Source organism: Pasteurella testudinis DSM 23072, from assembly GCF_900176075.1.
In the GTDB taxonomy this organism is placed as follows: Bacteria; Pseudomonadota; Gammaproteobacteria; order Enterobacterales; family Pasteurellaceae; genus Chelonobacter; species Chelonobacter testudinis.
The window spans coordinates 38,997-57,096 of the sequence record NZ_FWWV01000009.1 but is presented as its reverse complement, the minus strand read 5'-3'; the positions used below and the strand labels follow the sequence as shown (position 1 = coordinate 57,096).

21 protein-coding genes are annotated in these 18,100 nt (G+C 41.6%); 16 read left to right on the top strand and 5 right to left on the bottom strand.

Annotated elements, in window-relative coordinates:
- Positions 1-805 precede the first annotated feature (805 nt).
- Positions 806-1,210, top strand: coding sequence for an H-NS family histone-like protein (locus B8880_RS05370; protein ID WP_084256592.1), 405 nt, complete (start codon positions 806-808; stop codon positions 1,208-1,210).
- 371 nt (positions 1,211-1,581) lie between these two features.
- On the top strand, positions 1,582-2,568 hold the full coding sequence (locus tag B8880_RS05365; protein WP_084256591.1) for a tyrosine-type recombinase/integrase: 987 nt from the start codon (positions 1,582-1,584) through the stop codon (positions 2,566-2,568).
- Between the two features lie 81 nt (positions 2,569-2,649).
- Here the strand turns inward: B8880_RS05365 and B8880_RS05360 are convergent, their stop codons facing one another.
- Complete coding sequence (locus B8880_RS05360) at positions 2,650-3,411, bottom strand: tyrosine-type recombinase/integrase (RefSeq protein WP_084256599.1); 762 nt, start codon at positions 3,409-3,411, stop codon at positions 2,650-2,652.
- A 461-nt stretch (positions 3,412-3,872) separates the two neighbouring features.
- On the opposite strand from B8880_RS05360, the gene B8880_RS05355 reads away from it, so the two are divergent.
- Positions 3,873-4,535 (top strand): helix-turn-helix domain-containing protein, encoded by a 663-nt coding sequence (locus B8880_RS05355; RefSeq protein ID WP_084256590.1) that lies wholly within the window; start codon positions 3,873-3,875, stop codon positions 4,533-4,535.
- Between the two features lie 1,383 nt (positions 4,536-5,918).
- On the opposite strand, the gene B8880_RS05350 is transcribed toward B8880_RS05355, so the two are convergent.
- On the bottom strand, positions 5,919-6,929 hold the full coding sequence (locus tag B8880_RS05350) for a phage portal protein (protein ID WP_279626858.1): 1,011 nt from the start codon (positions 6,927-6,929) through the stop codon (positions 5,919-5,921).
- A complete protein-coding gene (locus B8880_RS05345; RefSeq protein ID WP_084256598.1) occupies positions 6,926-8,695 on the bottom strand; it encodes a terminase large subunit domain-containing protein in 1,770 nt (589 codons plus the stop codon). Before B8880_RS05345 ends, B8880_RS05350 begins: the two co-directional genes overlap by 4 nt.
- A gap of 148 nt (positions 8,696-8,843) precedes the next feature.
- Between B8880_RS05345 and B8880_RS05340 the strand changes: the two genes are divergently transcribed.
- The 12 genes from B8880_RS05340 to B8880_RS05290 all read left to right on the top strand — a co-directional run bounded on the left by B8880_RS05340 (position 8,844) and on the right by B8880_RS05290 (position 14,623).
- Positions 8,844-9,680: a GPO family capsid scaffolding protein gene (locus tag B8880_RS05340; protein ID WP_084256588.1), complete on the top strand. Its 837-nt coding sequence runs from the start codon at positions 8,844-8,846 to the stop codon at positions 9,678-9,680.
- A gap of 18 nt (positions 9,681-9,698) precedes the next feature.
- Entirely contained in the window at positions 9,699-10,742 is a 1,044-nt protein-coding gene (locus B8880_RS05335; protein WP_084256587.1) for a phage major capsid protein, P2 family, read from the top strand.
- A gap of 1 nt (position 10,743) precedes the next feature.
- On the top strand, positions 10,744-11,424 hold the full coding sequence (gpM, locus tag B8880_RS05330) for a phage terminase small subunit (RefSeq protein ID WP_084256586.1): 681 nt from the start codon (positions 10,744-10,746) through the stop codon (positions 11,422-11,424).
- 92 nt (positions 11,425-11,516) lie between these two features.
- The gene (locus B8880_RS05325; RefSeq protein ID WP_115306412.1) at positions 11,517-12,029 is read left to right on the top strand and encodes a head completion/stabilization protein; all 513 of its coding nucleotides are present in this window, start codon (positions 11,517-11,519) and stop codon (positions 12,027-12,029) included.
- Entirely contained in the window at positions 12,026-12,238 is a 213-nt protein-coding gene (locus tag B8880_RS05320; protein ID WP_084256584.1) for a tail protein X, read from the top strand. Before B8880_RS05325 ends, B8880_RS05320 begins: the two co-directional genes overlap by 4 nt.
- A gap of 3 nt (positions 12,239-12,241) precedes the next feature.
- Positions 12,242-12,463, top strand: a complete 222-nt coding sequence (locus B8880_RS05315; RefSeq protein WP_084256583.1) for a phage holin — start codon at positions 12,242-12,244, stop codon at positions 12,461-12,463.
- Positions 12,450-12,968, top strand: coding sequence for a lysozyme (locus B8880_RS05310; protein WP_084256582.1), 519 nt, complete (start codon positions 12,450-12,452; stop codon positions 12,966-12,968). The genes B8880_RS05315 and B8880_RS05310 overlap by 14 nt, the downstream gene beginning before the upstream one ends.
- Positions 12,956-13,309, top strand: a complete 354-nt coding sequence (locus B8880_RS05305; protein ID WP_084256581.1) for a hypothetical protein — start codon at positions 12,956-12,958, stop codon at positions 13,307-13,309. Before B8880_RS05310 ends, B8880_RS05305 begins: the two co-directional genes overlap by 13 nt.
- Entirely contained in the window at positions 13,236-13,508 is a 273-nt protein-coding gene (gene lysC / locus B8880_RS14245; RefSeq protein WP_143933404.1) for an Rz1-like lysis system protein LysC, read from the top strand. The genes B8880_RS05305 and lysC overlap by 74 nt, the downstream gene beginning before the upstream one ends.
- Complete coding sequence (locus B8880_RS05300; RefSeq protein ID WP_084256580.1) at positions 13,501-13,719, top strand: TraR/DksA family transcriptional regulator; 219 nt, start codon at positions 13,501-13,503, stop codon at positions 13,717-13,719. The genes lysC and B8880_RS05300 overlap by 8 nt, the downstream gene beginning before the upstream one ends.
- Positions 13,713-14,180 (top strand): phage tail protein, encoded by a 468-nt coding sequence (locus B8880_RS05295; protein WP_084256579.1) that lies wholly within the window; start codon positions 13,713-13,715, stop codon positions 14,178-14,180. Before B8880_RS05300 ends, B8880_RS05295 begins: the two co-directional genes overlap by 7 nt.
- On the top strand, positions 14,180-14,623 hold the full coding sequence (locus tag B8880_RS05290) for a phage virion morphogenesis protein (protein ID WP_084256578.1): 444 nt from the start codon (positions 14,180-14,182) through the stop codon (positions 14,621-14,623). The genes B8880_RS05295 and B8880_RS05290 overlap by 1 nt, the downstream gene beginning before the upstream one ends.
- Here the strand turns inward: B8880_RS05290 and B8880_RS05285 are convergent.
- Together B8880_RS05285 and B8880_RS05280 are read right to left on the bottom strand one after the other, a co-directional pair.
- Positions 14,608-14,868, bottom strand: a complete 261-nt coding sequence (locus B8880_RS05285) for a hypothetical protein (RefSeq protein ID WP_084256577.1) — start codon at positions 14,866-14,868, stop codon at positions 14,608-14,610. The two genes, B8880_RS05290 and B8880_RS05285, sit on opposite strands and share 16 nt — an antisense overlap.
- A gap of 8 nt (positions 14,869-14,876) precedes the next feature.
- A complete protein-coding gene (locus B8880_RS05280) occupies positions 14,877-15,107 on the bottom strand; it encodes a hypothetical protein (RefSeq protein WP_084256576.1) in 231 nt (76 codons plus the stop codon).
- A 142-nt stretch (positions 15,108-15,249) separates the two neighbouring features.
- Here B8880_RS05280 and B8880_RS05275 point away from each other — a divergent pair, with 142 nt between their 5' ends.
- Positions 15,250-18,072, top strand: a complete 2,823-nt coding sequence (locus B8880_RS05275; protein ID WP_084256575.1) for a tape measure protein — start codon at positions 15,250-15,252, stop codon at positions 18,070-18,072.
- Positions 18,073-18,100 lie beyond the last annotated feature (28 nt).

Below are 18,100 nucleotides of genomic sequence, written 5' to 3'. Positions count from 1 at the left end.
CTACAACAGTATGGGTTTGCCGTTGCAACAACGGGCAGGCTACGAGCCGCAGCACTTTTTTAATCGCGACGAACTGCGTGCCACCGGCATTGAGAGCCCGAGCTTTGCCCAAATCGACAAACACTATCGCTACGATAAAGCCTTAAACACCNTTGNCACACAAGACAAACAACAACGCCTGAGCTTTAGTCTCAATCGGAATAANCAAATTACGGAAGTGGTTGAACGAGACCGCCTGCAAGAACGTTATGCTTACGATGCCAACGGCTATCTGAATAAACAAGACATCGGCTTGCCGAGTTACGGCTTAATCAGCGACCCGTTTAGCGCACGCTATCATGAACAAATTCAGGTTGGCAACCCGGATTTATACCAAAAAGGCAACCGCTTACAGCGGATAGGCGATACNCAGTACACCTACGACAACGCCGGACGGCTNACNCACAAATCCGAATTCAAACACGGTTACCGCCAACGGGAAACCCGNTACCANTGGAACGGNGCAAACCAACTCACCTGCCTTTCGCTACCCAACGGGCAAACCTGGTATTACAAATATGATGCGCTCGGCAGACGGATTGAGAAAGCCTGTCGTGAACGACAAACCAAAGTGCGGTATGTTTGGGATGGCGACCAGCTCTATTTCATAAACCTGGAATTATAAATAAAGTATTAAAAATCATATTCAGTCTTGGTTATTAATTTAACATATACTATTTATTTTTTATTATAACCACATTAAAATATCAAATAGTACTCATACTATGGGGCTCCTCTTACTACATTTAATTTTATAGGATTAATTATGAATGAATTAATTAAAGCACTTTCAAATCTTCGTAAGCTACGCACCTTGGTAAAAGATCTCTCGTTAGAACAATTAGAAGCTATCTCTGCAAAATTTACTAGCGTTATCATAGAGAAAAAAGAAGAATCTTTGATACTCAAAAAGCAAGAAGAACAGCGTTTGCAAAAAATCACTTCGTTCAAAGAGTATTTAAATAACAGTGGATTGAGCAAAGAAGAATTAGCCTCAATACTGTTAGAGGATCATACAGCAAAAAGTAAAAAGCGAGTTGTTCGCCCAGCAAAGTATCACTTTACAGATGAAAATGGTAAGTCAAAAACTTGGACTGGACAAGGTAGAACACCAAAAGCAATTCAAACAGCATTAAACAATGGAAAATCACTATCCGATTTTGAAATTTAAGCATAAAGCTTTCAAATTCACTATCATTAGGATACAGTATTAAGGGCTATCTTAAGTCATCAAGATAAATCTAAGTTAGCCCTAATTAAAAATACCCTCTTCCAGATATATAATAGCTTTCACTCACATCCACTCTTTTAGAGTCATTTACTATTCCAATACTAAAAATGTAATAATATTCTGTCAAGATAAATTTCTATCGCAAATCAATATGTTAAGCATATCACAAAATCAATCATTCGCTATTGAAATCTAAATAATCTAATGAAATACTTAGGAAATATTTTTGATTAACTAAATTAAACAGCATGCTTATCAATTACGTGTAAGGGCATTCTATTCTCTTAATATACTAGAAAAGGAGAAAAATTATGAGAAACCTATACGATAATAAAACCATATCAAATTTGGATATTTTTTCGAAAGAACAAGCTATAGAAATAAAACAAATTTTTCAAAAAATATTAGATAAATTTTATTTTGATAAGCAACATAGAGTAGATACAAAGAAAAGTTATCAAAAAATAGTAAATCTTTTGATTAAATATTATCCTTACATTTCATCTGAAAAATTAACTAGGGAGCAAGTTATTTTTTGGCGTAACGATCTTTTACAATCTATAAAAAACACTTCGTGGAATACTTATTCGCGTCATTGCCATGCAATATTTAACTTTGCTATCGAATACCATTTAGTCAATAGATTAGATAATCCTTTTTCTAAAACCCAAGTTAGAAAAGAAAAATCTCAACATAAATTGATTCCTCAGGTTCAACTACAATATTTAGATAAATTATTAATCACACCGGATTTATATATCACTATTATTCCTAATTACCTACAACCTTGGTGGTTTACTTTAGCAATTTTACATATATTACGCTTTACAGCAATTCGTCGCTCACAGCTACTAAAATTAAAAATTAGCAATATTGATTTAAGCCAAAAAACAATTTTCATATCAGAAGAAATCAATAAAAACCACAACTACTATATAATCCCAATCAATAAAAAGCTTCATCCCCATTTAGAAAGGCTAATAGTTGAGCATAGAAAATCAAATTCAAATAAAAACAGTCAATTATTTAATATTAATTTATTTTCAGAATCAACTCGAAATAAAAATAAGATCATGACAACAGATCAGCTAACACACCTTTTTAGAGTTTTATCTAAGCACTTAAATTTTAAGCTATCTCCTCACCGTTTTAGGCATACCATTGCAACACAATTGATGAGAAAACCTCAAAATGTTTATATCACCCAAAAATTACTCGGGCATAAGAACATACAAACGACTTTATGCTATATTGAATATGATATTGATATGATTCGGAAACATGTTGAAAAACTATAAAGGGATAACCTATATGATTAGGATATCCCTCAAAAAATTTCACTGTATCAATGTAAAATTAATATTATGTCTTTATTACTTTTATAATAAGTTCACATAATCCCTTATTGCATCAACATCATGCTCAATGTAACTCAGAGTAACCTTTAAATCTTTATGCCCTAATAATTTTTGAGCAATATAAAGATTTTTAGGATCTTTCATAATTTGTGTTGCAATGGTGTGTCTAAATCTATGCGAAGATACCTTAAAACCAACTTGCTCAGATATTGTTCTAAAGATATGGTTTATCTGATTTATCGACATTGGTAATCCTTGCCTTTTCACAACATGTGAGAAAAGATTTATATTAAACAATTGATCATCTAAAGATTGGGATTTACTTTTTAATTCCTTTAAGAGTTTAACAATGTATGGAAATAATTTATCAGAAATAGGTAACACATGATAATCATGATTTTTGTTAATTTCAGGGGAAATATTAATTACTCTTTTTGACAAATTTATATCTTTAATCTGTAATTGTAGTAACTGAGAACAACGAATCCCTGTATAGCGAAAAGTCATTACCAATGCCTCTATAAACCAGATTGGTTTTAAATAATCTGGAACAACTATTTTTTGCTTGAAGAAATTTTCTAATTGAATCAGTTGTTCTTCAGAATATACTTTCTTTCTATATTTTTCTTCTCGAATAAATGTTCTTTGAAATGGATTTTTCTTCAAAGATATAAGTCCTTGCTCAATACCGAATGAGAATACAGCTCTCAAATGTCTAACATAAGTATTCCACGATGTCGGTTTTACTCTTCTAAGAATATTGTTTCTCCAATTTATAAGGATTGTAGATGATACATCATCAGGATATAGGTCTGGGGCATAGTCGGTTAGCTGCTTGATTGCTTTTTTATAACATTTGACCGTTTCAGGTCTTAAATGTCGATAAAATAAAAATTCTTGTAATAACCCTTTAAAAGAAATTTTATTATTCATACTGAGTCCTTAAAAATAATTGTAACTGTAGATTTCATAGGGAGCTATTTGCAGCCCCCTTCCCTAGTACATTTCATAGTTAATTATTCTTAAATCTGCCATTGGACTACTGATCGTTACTTCTTTTTTTTTATCACATTTTATGCGATCCTTACTACAAATTTTATCTCTTATCACACAACAACTTATTCAAGAATGATTTAAATCATATTATAAAATCATTAATTAATCAACATTAAAATCAATTATGATTTCAATAATATTAAACTGATGGTTTAACATATTGATTTATAATATCTAAAGGATATTTTATGCCAATAAATAAAGAATGGTTTTTAGCAAAAGATCTTGCAGGAATTGCTGGGTTACCGCAACTTGCAACCAATGTGACAAGAAAAGCCAAAATAGAAAACTGGAAAAAAAGGAAATCTTCTAAAGGCATACAAGGTGGAGCATTCGAATACCACTACTCCTCCCTGCCATTCAAAACTCAAATTTTTTTGGGTTTTAGCATTGCAGATGATACAGCTACGCAAGATAGAAATTTTACGTATATTGAATGCATATCACCGGAACAGCAAACTAGTGCAAAAAATTATGCATTTAGGACTGATTGGATAGAAAAGAATAGGCTAACAATTGTAGTTCAAAATGATAGGTTAAAAATGTTTAAGATGCCTGATGATGGCATGGAAAAGACTATCTATAACGGTGATATTGTGCTTCTTAGTATTTTCCAGTATCAATCTGTCTATGGATTAAAATGTATTGAGGGGCTTAAAGATGGTTTATACTTAGTCAATATTAACTCTCAACAAACTATCCGACGATTACAATTTGATGTACAAGGCGGAATATTTATCAATTGTGATAATCTACTTTATAATTCTCTCTATCTAGCACCCGAAAAAATCACAACTGAATTAATTCAAGGTAAAGTAGAATGGTATGCACATACAATGAAATGGGAATGATATGAATTTTATGTAATTAATGATATTCATAATTAGATAATTATCTAAGATTATATTCCAGTCCTCAAACACTCAATAAACAAGATGAGTGTTTGAGGAAATTTCATATGGATAGAGCAATAGCTTACTTCAAAATTATTCACAAACAACCAACTTGCGAAAAAGAAGATTCAAAATTAAGCATCTGACTTCTGTTTGTCTGAGAGCATTCGTATGTAGTAAAGTGCTAGTTGTTACACAATATTAAAACGCTTAAACAGCGCAACGAAAACAATCAATTAGTACACCTACAGTTCTATATAACATCGGGCTACAAGTATCCTTAGGAGCTGTTAGCTATCAAGAGAAAGTTTCAAAAAGCACGGAAACAACGCAGAGGCGCTATTATCTTGATGAAGAAATACGAAACCAAAATGACTTCTAGTAATTTATCTTCCAGTTTCATCAATTATTCTGTGAAACCATTTCTAATGTTGTGTAATAAATCAAGCTTTAAGAGGAGGGAAAGCCCTCAAGATATCCTAGAATTGTTAATAAGTTTTACCACACGAAGATAAAACAGATATTCGTGGTTTTGGTAGACAATCAATGCACTGCTGAATATAGAGAATTTATCACGCTTATTTTATTTGCTTTTTTAAACAACGTGAACAGCATTTCCAATTGATGGTTATTAAAGCATTCGCATGCTTGGTAGTTCTCTTCAAAACTATACTTTTTTATCGGAATGTTATTGGATATAGATTTACAGCCGATAGCTATCTGAGGTACAATTAGGAGGTATGTGATTTAGCATACTTTCTTGAGTGAAGATATGTTCTATAGATACAGCAAGATTTTATAGTATAAAACGTATTAACATGCAGTATATACTAGACAAAGATTATGCTTATCAGTGGTGCCTAGGGCCGGCACACGATCCATTTTTAGATCAAGGATCTAAATACATTCTGGTGCAAAATGGTGCGCACTATCAAAAACAAGAGATAAATCAATAAATCTGATACAGCTCACAAAAAAGATCTGAAACCTGCGTTTTTGTGCGTTATTTTGCGTTGAAAGATCTGATTGTTTGGATCTCTTTAGTACCAGTTACCGTTTGGATCTATCTAGGATCTGAATTTGAGTTGAAAGCGACATATTTAGTGCGCGGGCGTGGCGGGGATACGAGCGCGCGGGCGTGGGGTTGGTGGCGATTTTTTGAGGTTTTTTGTAGAAAAAATCAGTGTGGAAAATAGCTGTTTTATGTGCTTTTTTTGTTGAAAATGGTATAATAATTTGTCGAAATATTTATTTAAAACAAGGCATTAAACCTTGTTTTACTGGCGTAAAAAAGCCCCTTTCGGGGCTTTTTTGTTGGAAAGTTGAGGCGTGAAATGAGATTTAGGGATTGACGTTGCCGTCTTTTTCTTTCAACAGTTCGTAATCTTTAAAGCTGATCACGGTTTCACCTAGCCATTGATTCAGTTCTTGCAAGCGTTCTTGGAGCGGTTGGATCTCATTGACAAAAAACACTTCAGCTGCTTTTGTCACATCACCGAAACCGCCAGTGTTATTCGGGATTATCCCCATTAGCTGCGGCGGCACGCGATGGGCGGCAAGCACGTCATCACGGCTGACATTTTTAATATTTAAAAATTCATCTTTGGCGGCAACATCGGCAAGGGGTATCACTTGCACGCCGTCTTTTTTACCGTTTGCGGAATACATAAACAGGTTTTTAAAATTGCCCGGTCCTTTAGCGCCTTTCAGTTGCTCACGCAGATTATTAATATCATCTTGATTGTGCGCTGGGTCGGACATATACAAAATAAAGCCTGCGTGCGCACCGTTCAAATAATACTTGCGCCGAAACAGGGTTGCGGATTCATTCAGCCAAGCGGACTGCATCGCCGCCAAATATTCGGGAATGCCGTACACATCTTGATTAACATCGGGTTCAAACAGATGAAAAATCGCATTCGGTTTAAATTCGTGTTCGTTGTAAATGCCTTGCGGCATATAGTAGAATTTTCCATGTTCAACGCCTTTTCGCATATATTTAGCTTTTGGCGCAACAAGACGGATCACTTTGCTAAACGGATTTTTGACCACCTCAACATAGGCATTGCCGAACACCAAATAATCCAAGATGAATTTTGATAGTTCTGTTTTTGATAGCCGTTTATCCAGTACACAGGTACTCAATAAAATATTTTTCTTGATCTGAATTGCGCTGGCATGGTGTGCCGCAGCGCGATAAGATTTTGCCAGTCCGCCCAGTTCCAACGGCGGATTGTAGTATTTTTGGTTGAAAATCGTTGATTCCAAATAATCCAAAATCTCGGCACGATCCAACATCGGCACAGGTTCGCCAAAGCTAAAGGCTTCAATCTTTTGAGTTTGTTCTTTCACGAATAGATCTCCATAAATGAATTATTGACCGCTGTGTTACCATCGAACGGCTCATTGATTAAGGTTTGCATAATCGCCCACGCAATATCGCCGTGACTGGCTTCTTCCGAGCGATCAGCAACATAAGTGGTTTGTTTTCCACTGGCAGTCAGTTGCTTTTTGATTGACATAAAACTGGCCGGAATGTCATTGCCGTTTGAATCCCACTCCATTCGCCCCTTGCTGATCACATCAAAGGCTTTCAGCACCATGCGATTTTTTAGATCAGGATTGTATTGATAACCGACGGCATCGGGCCGAAAGGTTTTAACGATTTGATAAACACCCGTGCCAAGTCCGGTCATATCAATGCCGATTCGGGTAATGTTGTAGTAATCGCAATAATGGCGGATGCGTTCGGCTTGCTGCGCAAAGTCCATACCGTGAAAGGTTTGATAATGCAGGGTGCGGAAATTGCCGCCCTCAACCCGTGGCGGCGCAACAATTGCAAGGGCAGCACGGTCACCGGTAAATGCAGGATCATACCCCAACCAAACTTCACGATTGCCGAACGGCCGCAGATACAACGGATTAAAGTCTTTCCAAATCTCTAAACTGTCAACTTGGCAGCGTTGTAGCATTGAAAACTTAAACACGCTTTCGTTATCGTCGATAAACTGACACATAAACAACTGTTCAAATTCATCAGCGGAATATTCCAGTTTCAGATCATGAATATCAAACAGATTACAGCCGCCGGCTTCGGCATCGTAGATATTGACGATTTGCCGCCACTGGTTATCCGGTCCTACTCGACCGCACTTTAAGAAATCGTGCGAAATATCAAACTCGCCCTGCTGCGCTTTTGGCCGTCCGCGATTGAAACGCTTACCGCTCCAAAACGGATAGGCAGAATGTGCCAAAGTGGACGGTGTAGAAAAATAGGTTTGACGGTATTTTTTCTGCGAAGCCATCGCCGAAGCGACTTTGCGGATTTCCTCAAAGCGAGGCACCCAGAAAATTTCATCAAAATACAAATTTCCGTGATAGGATTGTGCAGTTTTGCTGTTTGTGCCGAGAAAAATCAATTCGGCGGCATTCGGCAGCACAATGGTTTCGCCTTTAAGCTCCACGTCTGCAGTGCGCTTGGCATAGTCCACGATATAAGATCGGAACTGCAACGCCTGTTTTTTGGAAGCAGAAATAAAAATCTGATTGCGTCCGGTTTTGAGTGCATCAACAAAAGATTCAAGGGCGAAAAAATAGGTTGCGCCGATTTGTCGGCTTTTCAGAATATTGCGGATTCGGTGTTTTAATCCTGCATCATGCCACTGGCGCTGATAAGGAAACATCGTCGCCAACAAACCGTTAATCAGCAGTTCTTCCTGTTCTTGTGTGATCGGGTTTTTATCCGCCGCTTTGCGTTCACCCTTATTACGATTTTTGATTTTTGGATTGAGATCGGATTCATTGCCGCCGCCGTTGCTGTATTTTTTCACTCGTGCGGTGCGTTCCAGTTGGCGCGTTAATAAATCAATCTCTTTATAGTCCTTGCCCTCTTTGACATCTTTCAAAATCAGCAAATTTAGACGTGCTTCTAGTGTGGCTTCCACTCGTCCAATCGGGGCGGTATCGTCCCACTTTTCCCGCTCTTTCCAACTGGAAATTGTTGAAGCTGGCAAGTTAAGCTGTTTTGCAATTTCGACAATACGATAGCCAGCCCAATACATCAATCGGGCTTGGCGTTTATCGTCTAAGATTATCAGTGTGTTATTTTCTGTTTTCATGCCTCGCATAATATTCGGCAGACGGAAAAATAACGCTGTCGCCCTTTTGTCAAATCACACTACACAATCAGCAACGATAGACCGCACTTTGAAAAGTCCGCACCATAACCACGATCAATAAAATATCAACCCAGTACAGGACACTGCTATGAGCAAAAAATCAAAATGGTTTGTCGTTGCCACCGAGGGCGCAACCACTGACGGGCGCAAAATCTCGCGCGAATGGCTGACGCAAATGGCAGCCAACTACGATCCGAAAAATACCTACGGCGCACGCATCAACATTGAACACATCAAATTCCGGATGCTGTGGAAAGATGAACCGCACTCAAAAGCCTATGGCGACGTGCTGGCACTGAAAACCGAAGAACGTGACGACGGAAAATTGCAACTGTTGGCGCAAATCGAACCGACCGACGACTTGATTAAGCTCACCCAAGAACGCCAAAAGATTTACACCTCAATTGAAATCGATTTGGATTTTGCCGACAAAGGGCAAGCCTATTTGGTCGGGTTAGCCGTCACCGATTCCCCGGCAAGTCTTGGCACTGAAATGTTGCAATTCTGCGCAGGTGCGAAACTCAATCCGCTGACCGAGCGCAAGCAAAAAGCCGACAACTTGATTTCCGAAGCCTTGGAATTTTCGCTACAGCTTGAAGAGATTGAAGAGGAAAAAGAGAGCGTTTCCCTCTTTAGCCGTGTTGCGGAACTGCTAACCGGCAAAAGTAAAAAAGACGAGGCTCGCTTTGCCGACCAAACGCAAGCAATTGAACTGTTATCGGCGCATGCCGCTGAGCTGACCGAAAAGCAGACCGCACTTGAAACGGAACAACAAACAAACCTGCAAAACCTTACCGCCTTGCAAAGTGCGGTCAGTGCGTTGCAAGCCCAATTTAAACAGTTGGCAGCACAACCGGAAGCCGGTTACAGCGAAATGCCAGTTGCAACCGGCACACCGAACGGCGACCACAGCCGCTTTTTCTAACCTATTGAGAGATTAGCTATGAGAACAGAAACCCGTGAAATTTTTAACCAATATTTAGTCGGCGTGGCCAAAGATAACGGCTTTGATTTTAACGGCATTGTTGCCGGTCAAAAATTTGCCGTTACACCAAGCGTGCAACAAAAATTAGAAAACGTGGTGCAAGAATCCTCTGAATTTTTGCGCATGATTAACGTGATCGGCGTAACCGAACAACAGGGCGAAACCTTGGGCTTAGGCGTTGCCGGCACGATTGCCAGTACCACCGACACAACGCAGAAAGACCGCGAAACCCAAGATTTGCACAAACTGAATGCGATTGCCTACCACTGCCAACAAATCAACTACGACACCCACATGAGCTACGGCACGTTAGATATGTGGCGCAAATTCCCTGATTTTGCAAAACGTGTGGGCAAACTGAAAGCGGAACGCATGGCGTTAGACCGCATCATGATTGGCTTCAACGGTGAAGAACGTGTGAAAACCTCAAACCGCACGTCTAAACCGTTGTTGCAAGATGTGGCAAAAGGCTGGCTGAAGAAAATCGAAGAAACCGCACCACAGCGTGCAATGAAAGAAGAAACCAGCGGTAGCGGAAAAATAGAAGTCGGCACAGGCAAAACTTACAAAACCTTAGATGCGTTGGTGTTTGCCGCAGTGAGTGATTTGATTGCGCCGCAGTTCCAAGACGATACTAAACTGGTGGCGATTATGGGGCGCGACCTAATGGCGGATAAATACTTCCCATTATACAACGACCCGAAAGCGACCGAGCAGATCGCAGGCGATACCATCGTCAGCCAAAAACGGGTTGGCGGTTTGCGTGCAATCCAAGCCCCATTCATGCCGAAAGGCACAATCTTGATCACCCGATTAGATAATCTGTCAATCTACTATCAAGACGCCGCAATGCGCCGCACCATTGTTGACAACGCCAAACGGGATCGCATCGAAGATTTCACCTCTTCTAACGATGATTTCGTGGTGGAAAATTACGATATGGTTGCGTTGTTGAAAAACATCAAAATGATTGACGCACCGGCAGACAACGCAGGGGGCTAATATGCGACCAACCCAAGCGCATTTTTTACGCGTCAGTGCGGAACAAGCCAGTTCCGCACAGGGCGAAATGCTCGATAACGTGAGTGCATACGAATTGATGTTGCATCAGCTGGCGACACATCGCAGAGCGTTGAAAGAGATTCAATCGAAAGAAGCCAAAGCCGAATTCAAAGCCAAAATTTTGCCGGAGTATTTACCTTGGGTTGAGGGCGTGTTGAGTACCGGCAGCGGTTATCAAGATAACGTGCTGATGACATGGCTCACATGGGCGATTGACTGCGGCGATTATCCGCTGGCAATCCGCATCGGCGAATATGCACTGTTTCATGATCTTGTTTTGCCCGAAAATTTTAGCCGTACCACGGCAACCCTGATTGCGGAAGAATTTGCCGACAAAGCCAAAATCGCACGCGACATCAAAACCGAGTTTGATTTGTCACTGCTGACCCAAGTCAAGGAAATCACCCAAGCACAGGATATGCCGGACGAAGTGCGGGCAAAATTGCTGAAAGAGATCGGATTGCTGCAGAAAGAAAACAACCCGATTGCGGCACTGGAAAACTTGAAACGTGCCATGGAACTGAACAATAACATCGGTGTGAAGCAAGATATTGATAAGCTGACAAAAGTCGTCGATAAATTGCAAGCAGAAGCGGACAACACTGCAGAACACACCGATTAACAGAGCGTATCACGCCAGCAGCGGGGCGGGCAAAAGCGATGATTTATCATGCGATAAAAGCCCTCACCCCGCTATTTTTTTAGGTGAAAAACATGAACAACACAATTGCAATAAAAAAAGTCACCGATTACAGCATGGACCGGTTAAAAACCAGTGTTAGCGAAAATGCGACACAGGACGAAGCGATCCGCAGTGACGGTTTTTTTCCTTACATCTCGTTGCACGCCCTGCGCAACGCCATGCGTATTGACGGCACTGTGACCAACGAGCGGCTGAAAAGTGCAGTAATTGAAGCGATTGCCAGTGTGAATCACGACCTGAAAGCCTTTCGCCGACAACAACAAAATAATGGCGTGGATAAACTGGCGAACGTGGGTGACGACCACATTGACGGTGAATCCGTGGCGGTGCAACGTTACAAAAGAGCGGTTTACTGCCTTGCGGTTGCCGAGTTGACCGAGCATTACCGCAGTTACGACGCAACCAACACAGGGCGCAAACAAGCTGACGAAAACGAACCGCTGATCGGCGAATTGCGGCGCAATGCTCGCTTTGCGATCAGTGATATTTTGGGTGAAGTGCGACTAACAGCGGAACTGGTATGAAAACCGTATATGCGCAACAAAACGACAACTTGGATCTACTTGTCTATCGCCATTTCGGTACAACCGCCGGCATTGTTGAAATCGTTGCGGAACTCAATCCGCTACTGCTGAAAAGTGCGACCTTAGACATCGGAACGCCGGTTATGTTGCCAGAACTGGACAACGTGACCCAAGCAACGAATAACAGCATTTTGCAGTTATGGGATTAAAACATGATTAAAGATTATTCCGGTGCGACATCATATATCGGATCAATAGTGGCTGTTTTGAGCGGACTATCGATCAGCGATTGGGCGGCAATCTTCGGCATTCTATTCGGCTTTGCCACATTGCTGACGAATATGTACTACAAACGTAAAGAACACCAGATCAAGCTGAAAGAATTAGAATTAAAAATTGAAAAAGAACGAGGCTATCAACGTGAAACATATTAAAAAAGCTGTCGTGTGCAGTGTGGCGGTGATTGTCGGCATTGTACTCAATCAATACAGCGACCAAATCCGCAGTGGTGAACAGGGCTTAAACTTAATCGGCAACGCCGAAGGCTGTATGCGCAATCCCTATCAGTGTCCTGCTGATGTTCTGACCGTCGGCATCGGCAGCACCGAAGCAGGAGGAGCAAAAATCGACCGAAGCCGCACTTATACCGACCAAGAAATTGCCGCCCGCTGGGTAAAAGACATTATCGCCGCCGAACGTTGCGTAAATCGTTACGGCAACGGCGAAAATATGCCGCAAGGGGCATTCGAGGCAATGACAAGCCTCACTTTTAACGTCGGCTGCGGAAAAATGCGCAAATCAACCCTGTTCAGAATGGCAAATCAGGGCTACCGCGCAGCAATGTGTGATCAGTTCAGCCGCTGGGTGTATTTCAACGGCAAACCGTCCAAAGGCTTGCAAGTCCGCCGGGCCAAGGAGCGTGCATTATGTTTGGCATAACGCTACGCGATGGGCTGATTTATGCACTGCTGATTTCGATTGTAATTGGCGCAAGTGCGGTTGGGCATTACCAACGCAAAACCGAATTACTGACCGAACAGAACCGCACCTTACAGCGTGAAAATCAGCTGCTGACTGCGCAACAGCAACAACAGGCGCAACGGCTGCAACAATATCAACAACAGCGTGACCAGCTCAATCACGCCTTACAACAGCAGCAACAGCAAGCCGACAGCCGCAACCAACAACTTACCGAGGCGTTAGAACATGAACAAAATCAAGATTGGCGCAATCAGCCTGTGCCTGACAATATTAAGCGGCTGTTCAACCACCGTTTATAAACAGCTGCCGCCCGAGCCGCTGCTTTGCCCTGAAACAGCACTTTGCACCGATAAAGTGCGGTTGGCGATCAACAACAACGGCGATTTGGCGCACGCCCTCGACCGCACTTTGGGGCAACTGGAAGTGTGCGCCCTTGCACACGCCGCCCTGCAATCCTGCATTAATCAACACAACGAAAATTTGAGAAAATATGAGTGATATTTCAGACCGAGCCAGCCAACTGGAACAATTGCAACGCGATTTAGCACTGGCGAAGCACCGCCGAACCGCCGCTATTGGCGCATTGGAATGTGATGATTGCGGCGAACCGATTCCCGAATTGCGTCGTAAAACCATTGTTGGCTGCCGCCGTTGCGTCACCTGCCAAGGGATTGTTGAAAAACGCGAAAAAGGATACCGAAAATGCTAAAAGCCGAGTTGTTGCGCCATGCGATCAGCCAAATTCTGCCGGATTTCCAACAGAACCCCGATAAGCTGTTGATGTTCGTGGAAGACGGGCAAATCGTCGGCACCGGTGCAACATCAGCAAGTTTTGAATACCGCTACTGGCTGACCGTGATCGTGACCGATTTTGTTTATCCGCTTGACGTGCTGATTGTGCCGATCATGGATTTTGTGCGCCGCAATCAGCCCGATATTGTCGAAAACCCAAGCCGACGTGAAAACAGCATTCAATTTACAACCGAGCAGTTGAATAACGACAGTGTAGACGTGCAGATCCGCATTCGCCTGACCGAATCGGTGCGCGTGCAAGAAAAAGAGGGCGAAAACATCATCACACACTTGAGCGAACCGCCGCTTGATGAATTTGCGGACGTAACCAAGTGGAAACTGTATATCAAAAATGAACTGGTTCGAGAGAGTGAATAATGGACAGCTTGCAGCTTGAACAGCGTTTCGGCGCATTGTTGAGCCGTTTCAGCGTTGCCGAACGGCGCAAACTATTGCGCAGCGTGGCGCAGAAAGTCGCCGCCAACCAGCGGCAACGCATCGGCGCACAGAAAAATCCCGACGGCTCGGCATATATTCCACGCCGAAAACAAAAAAACAAAGGCAGAATCAAGCGCAACGCCATGTTCGTCAAACTGAAAAGCAGCCGTTTTCTGAAGCACAAAGCAACCGGCGACAGCGCCGAAATGGGGTTTAACGGTCAAGCCGGATACATCGCTAACGTACACCAATACGGCTTAACCGCACCAGTGGACAAAAGAAAACCGCACAAAGTGCGGTATGAGCAACGGGAATTATTAGGATTTAGTGACCAAGATAGGCAGCTGATTGAGGAGTTGATTATTGATCAGCTGGCATTGTGACATTGCTGTTGTTTATAACGAACATAAGCAAGAACGAGCAACCCAACCCAAGCAGCAAAGCCAAGGGCAAAATGAATTTCAGCTAACCATAACCCAGCACCGATCAACAAGATATATGCAATAACGAGTAGTGAATACTGATAAGCCCATATAGCAACAGGAACGGCGGCAATAGCAAGAGTAATCAACGTCATTGCACCGAGTAATAAACCGAAAATAACGAATGCGAAAATAATCAGTTCCATAATTTGCCCTATTTTTTACCGAGGTTATCAATTGCCCGATTGACTGAACTGGAAAAATTGAAGCACGCGCCCAAAATCACGATCAAAGCATAAATTGCCGTGCCGCCAATGAGTGTTTCCATCGGTGATAGATCGAAATAAAAATAGAGAACCCAATAAGGCGCAGTGAAGATAATGCTAGCCAGCACAAGTAAAAAACTGAAAAAGCGTTCAACTTCAGGAAATTCTGTTTTTTTCATGGTGCGTCCTTATGTAGTGGGATGATAGGTATTTTATTTCATAAATAACAAGGTTTGTCAATGATAATGACAAGCCAAAACAAACAAAGCCAGCAATGAAACCAGCACTATAAAGCGGTTAATTTATTCAAGGAGATAGACAATGAACAAAAATAATTTACAACTGCAGGTTGTTCTTAGTGCCGTTGATAAAATGACAGCCCCAATTAAAGCGGGTATTAAGGGGCTTGGTGGTTTGCAGCAACAAGTTGAAAAAACAACAAAATTGATGAATAGCTTTGAAAAAACACAAGTGCTAGCGGATAAATTTCGAACACTGAAATCAGAAACCGTTGAATATAACAAGACACTGCGTGAATCAAAAATCAATATTCAACAGTTAGAAAATGCCCATAAAACACAAGCTGGCACATTAGCGAGTGTTAGGGGAAAATTAGGGCAAGCCACGCAAGCACTGGAAAGAATGCGAATTCAACAGCGTGAATATAGCCGTTTGAATAAATCAATTGAATATTCCAGTGACCCTATTAAGAATAAAATTATCAGCAACATGAAATCTGATATTGCTAGCAAAATGCGAGATAACAAACTGGCAATTCAAGGGCAAGTTGAACAGGTAAAGCAGCTTAAAACCCAATATAATGACTTAGGCAAAGCGGTCAGCGACAGTGAAAAAATACTGGAAAAAGAAAAAAACACATTAAAAGGGACGGATAACGCCTACCAAAAAAATATTACTCGCCTAAAAGAGATAAAAGGCAAGTTAAATGAGGCTGGTTTTAATACCGAGAGCTTTAGCCAAGATCAAGCAAAACTGGAAAAATCGCTGAAAAAAACAAATTTGGTTCTCGCCACACAAGCCAAAATGCTTAATGCTGTGACGCGGGTGAAAAATCGGTTTAATCAGGCTTATCAGCAAGGGCGAAATATCGCCATGACTGGATTTGGCGCGAACATTATGGGGCGGCAAATTTTATCACCAGTGGCAAATATTGGGCGTGGCGTTGTCAGTATTGCAAAAACTGCGGCGCAGTTTGAGCAATTTGAAACAGTTCTAGAAACCACTGAAGGCAGCCAAGAAAAAGCCAAACAAAGCATGAATTGGATCAGCGATTTTGCTGCCAAAACGCCATATGAACTGAATGAGGTTACAGAGTCTTTCGTCCGCCTGCGTGCCTATGGCATGGATCCGACAAATGGTCTTCTAACCACATTAGGTGATACCGCATCTGCCATGGGTAAACCTGTTATGCAAGCGGTTGAAGCGATTGCCGATGCTGTGACAGGCGAAAACGAGCGATTAAAAGAATTTGGGATCAAGGGAAGTGTGGTTAAAGGCTCAAACTTGATTGAATACGCCTATACTGATAAAACTGGACAACAGCGCAGCGCAAAAGTTAATAAAAACAATCGCAAACAAATCCAAGAAACGTTAGAAAAAATCTGGAATGAAAAATATTCTGGCGCAATGGAAAAACAATCTAAAACCTTAATGGGGATTTGGTCAAACTTACAAGACCAATGGATTCGTTTTCAAAACATGATCATGCAAAGCGAAGCGTTTTCCGCTTTAAAAGATAAACTCCAAGTTATTCTCGATACCATGGACAAAATGGCAGAAAATGGAGAGCTGCAGCAATGGGCTGAAAAAATTGGCTCTGTTATTAAAGAATTAGCTGATGAAGGCTGGCAAGCTATGCAAAGCATTGCTGGTTATATCAAATCCATTGCGCAATGGGTGAGCGAAAACAAAGCACTTGCGGTAACACTGATAAAATGGACAACCATTATAGGTGTTGCTGTAACAGCGCTTGCACCGTTTTTAATGTTATTAGCGGTTATTGTTCCAGTTTTGGGACTTGTTGGCAGCGCCTTGAAAGTAGTCGGCAGTGCCTTGTTATCTGTTGGTAAAGCAACAATGTGGTTAGCGGCTAAATTAGTTACATTAGCAATAGCAAACCCTGTTATCACCGCAATTGCTGTCTTAATCGGCTTGGTTGCTGGCGCGGTGTACTTAATTTACAAAAACTGGGGAACAATTAGCACATGGTTTGCGAATTTATGGCAAGGTGTGAAAACAAAAACAAGCGAAATATGGGCAACCATTAGCACTTATTTAAGTGAAAAATGGAATATGCTCACTGCCACAATAAAAACGCTATGGCAGCCAGTGAGTAATTTTATTTCCGACATTTGGAACAACATCAAGACCTTTTTTAGTGATGGCATCGCCAACATAGGAAAAGCTATTACTGATTTTAAACCGTTAGACTTTTTCAAAAAAATATTCACCAAGGTACTAAGTTGGTTCGGTGTGGATTTGCCGAATAGTTTTTCTGAATTTGGTACAAAATTTATGGATTCGATGAAAGCGGGTATTTTAAAAGCCTTTGAAACAGTAAAAACGGCAATTTCTAGCAGTGTTGATTGGATTAAAGAGAAACTAGGCTTTGCGGTTGAATCAGAAATTTCAATCAAAAACAGCACACAAGCACTGGATAGCGCACAGCAACTGGCGCAACTTATCCCAGTTTCAACCAGCCAAAAGGTGGAAGAACTCAAACCCCACGCACGCGGCGGCTACACTGGCGACGGTTACAAATACTCCCCTGCCGGTATCGTCCACGCCGGTGAATATGTGATGACAAAAGAGGCAACGAGCCGGATCGGGGTGAAAAACCTGAATATGCTCAACTATGCAAAAAAAGGACTGGGCGCACTGGCACTGTCGGCAGGGGTTGCAACCAGCGTGGCAGCACAGCCGTTTACGATTGATAATCGCCCCCCACTGGCGGCAAAACCACAAGCGGCACAGCTACACAGCCCGATGACGGTAAATATCACGATCAATGCCGCCGCCGGGCAAAATGAACTGCAGATTGCGCAACAGGTACAACGTGCGTTAGAGGATGCCGAACGGCAACGGCAAGCGAAACTGCGTAGTAGCTTACGCGATCGGGATTAAAAAACGGGGCGATTGCCCCGTCTTCTAT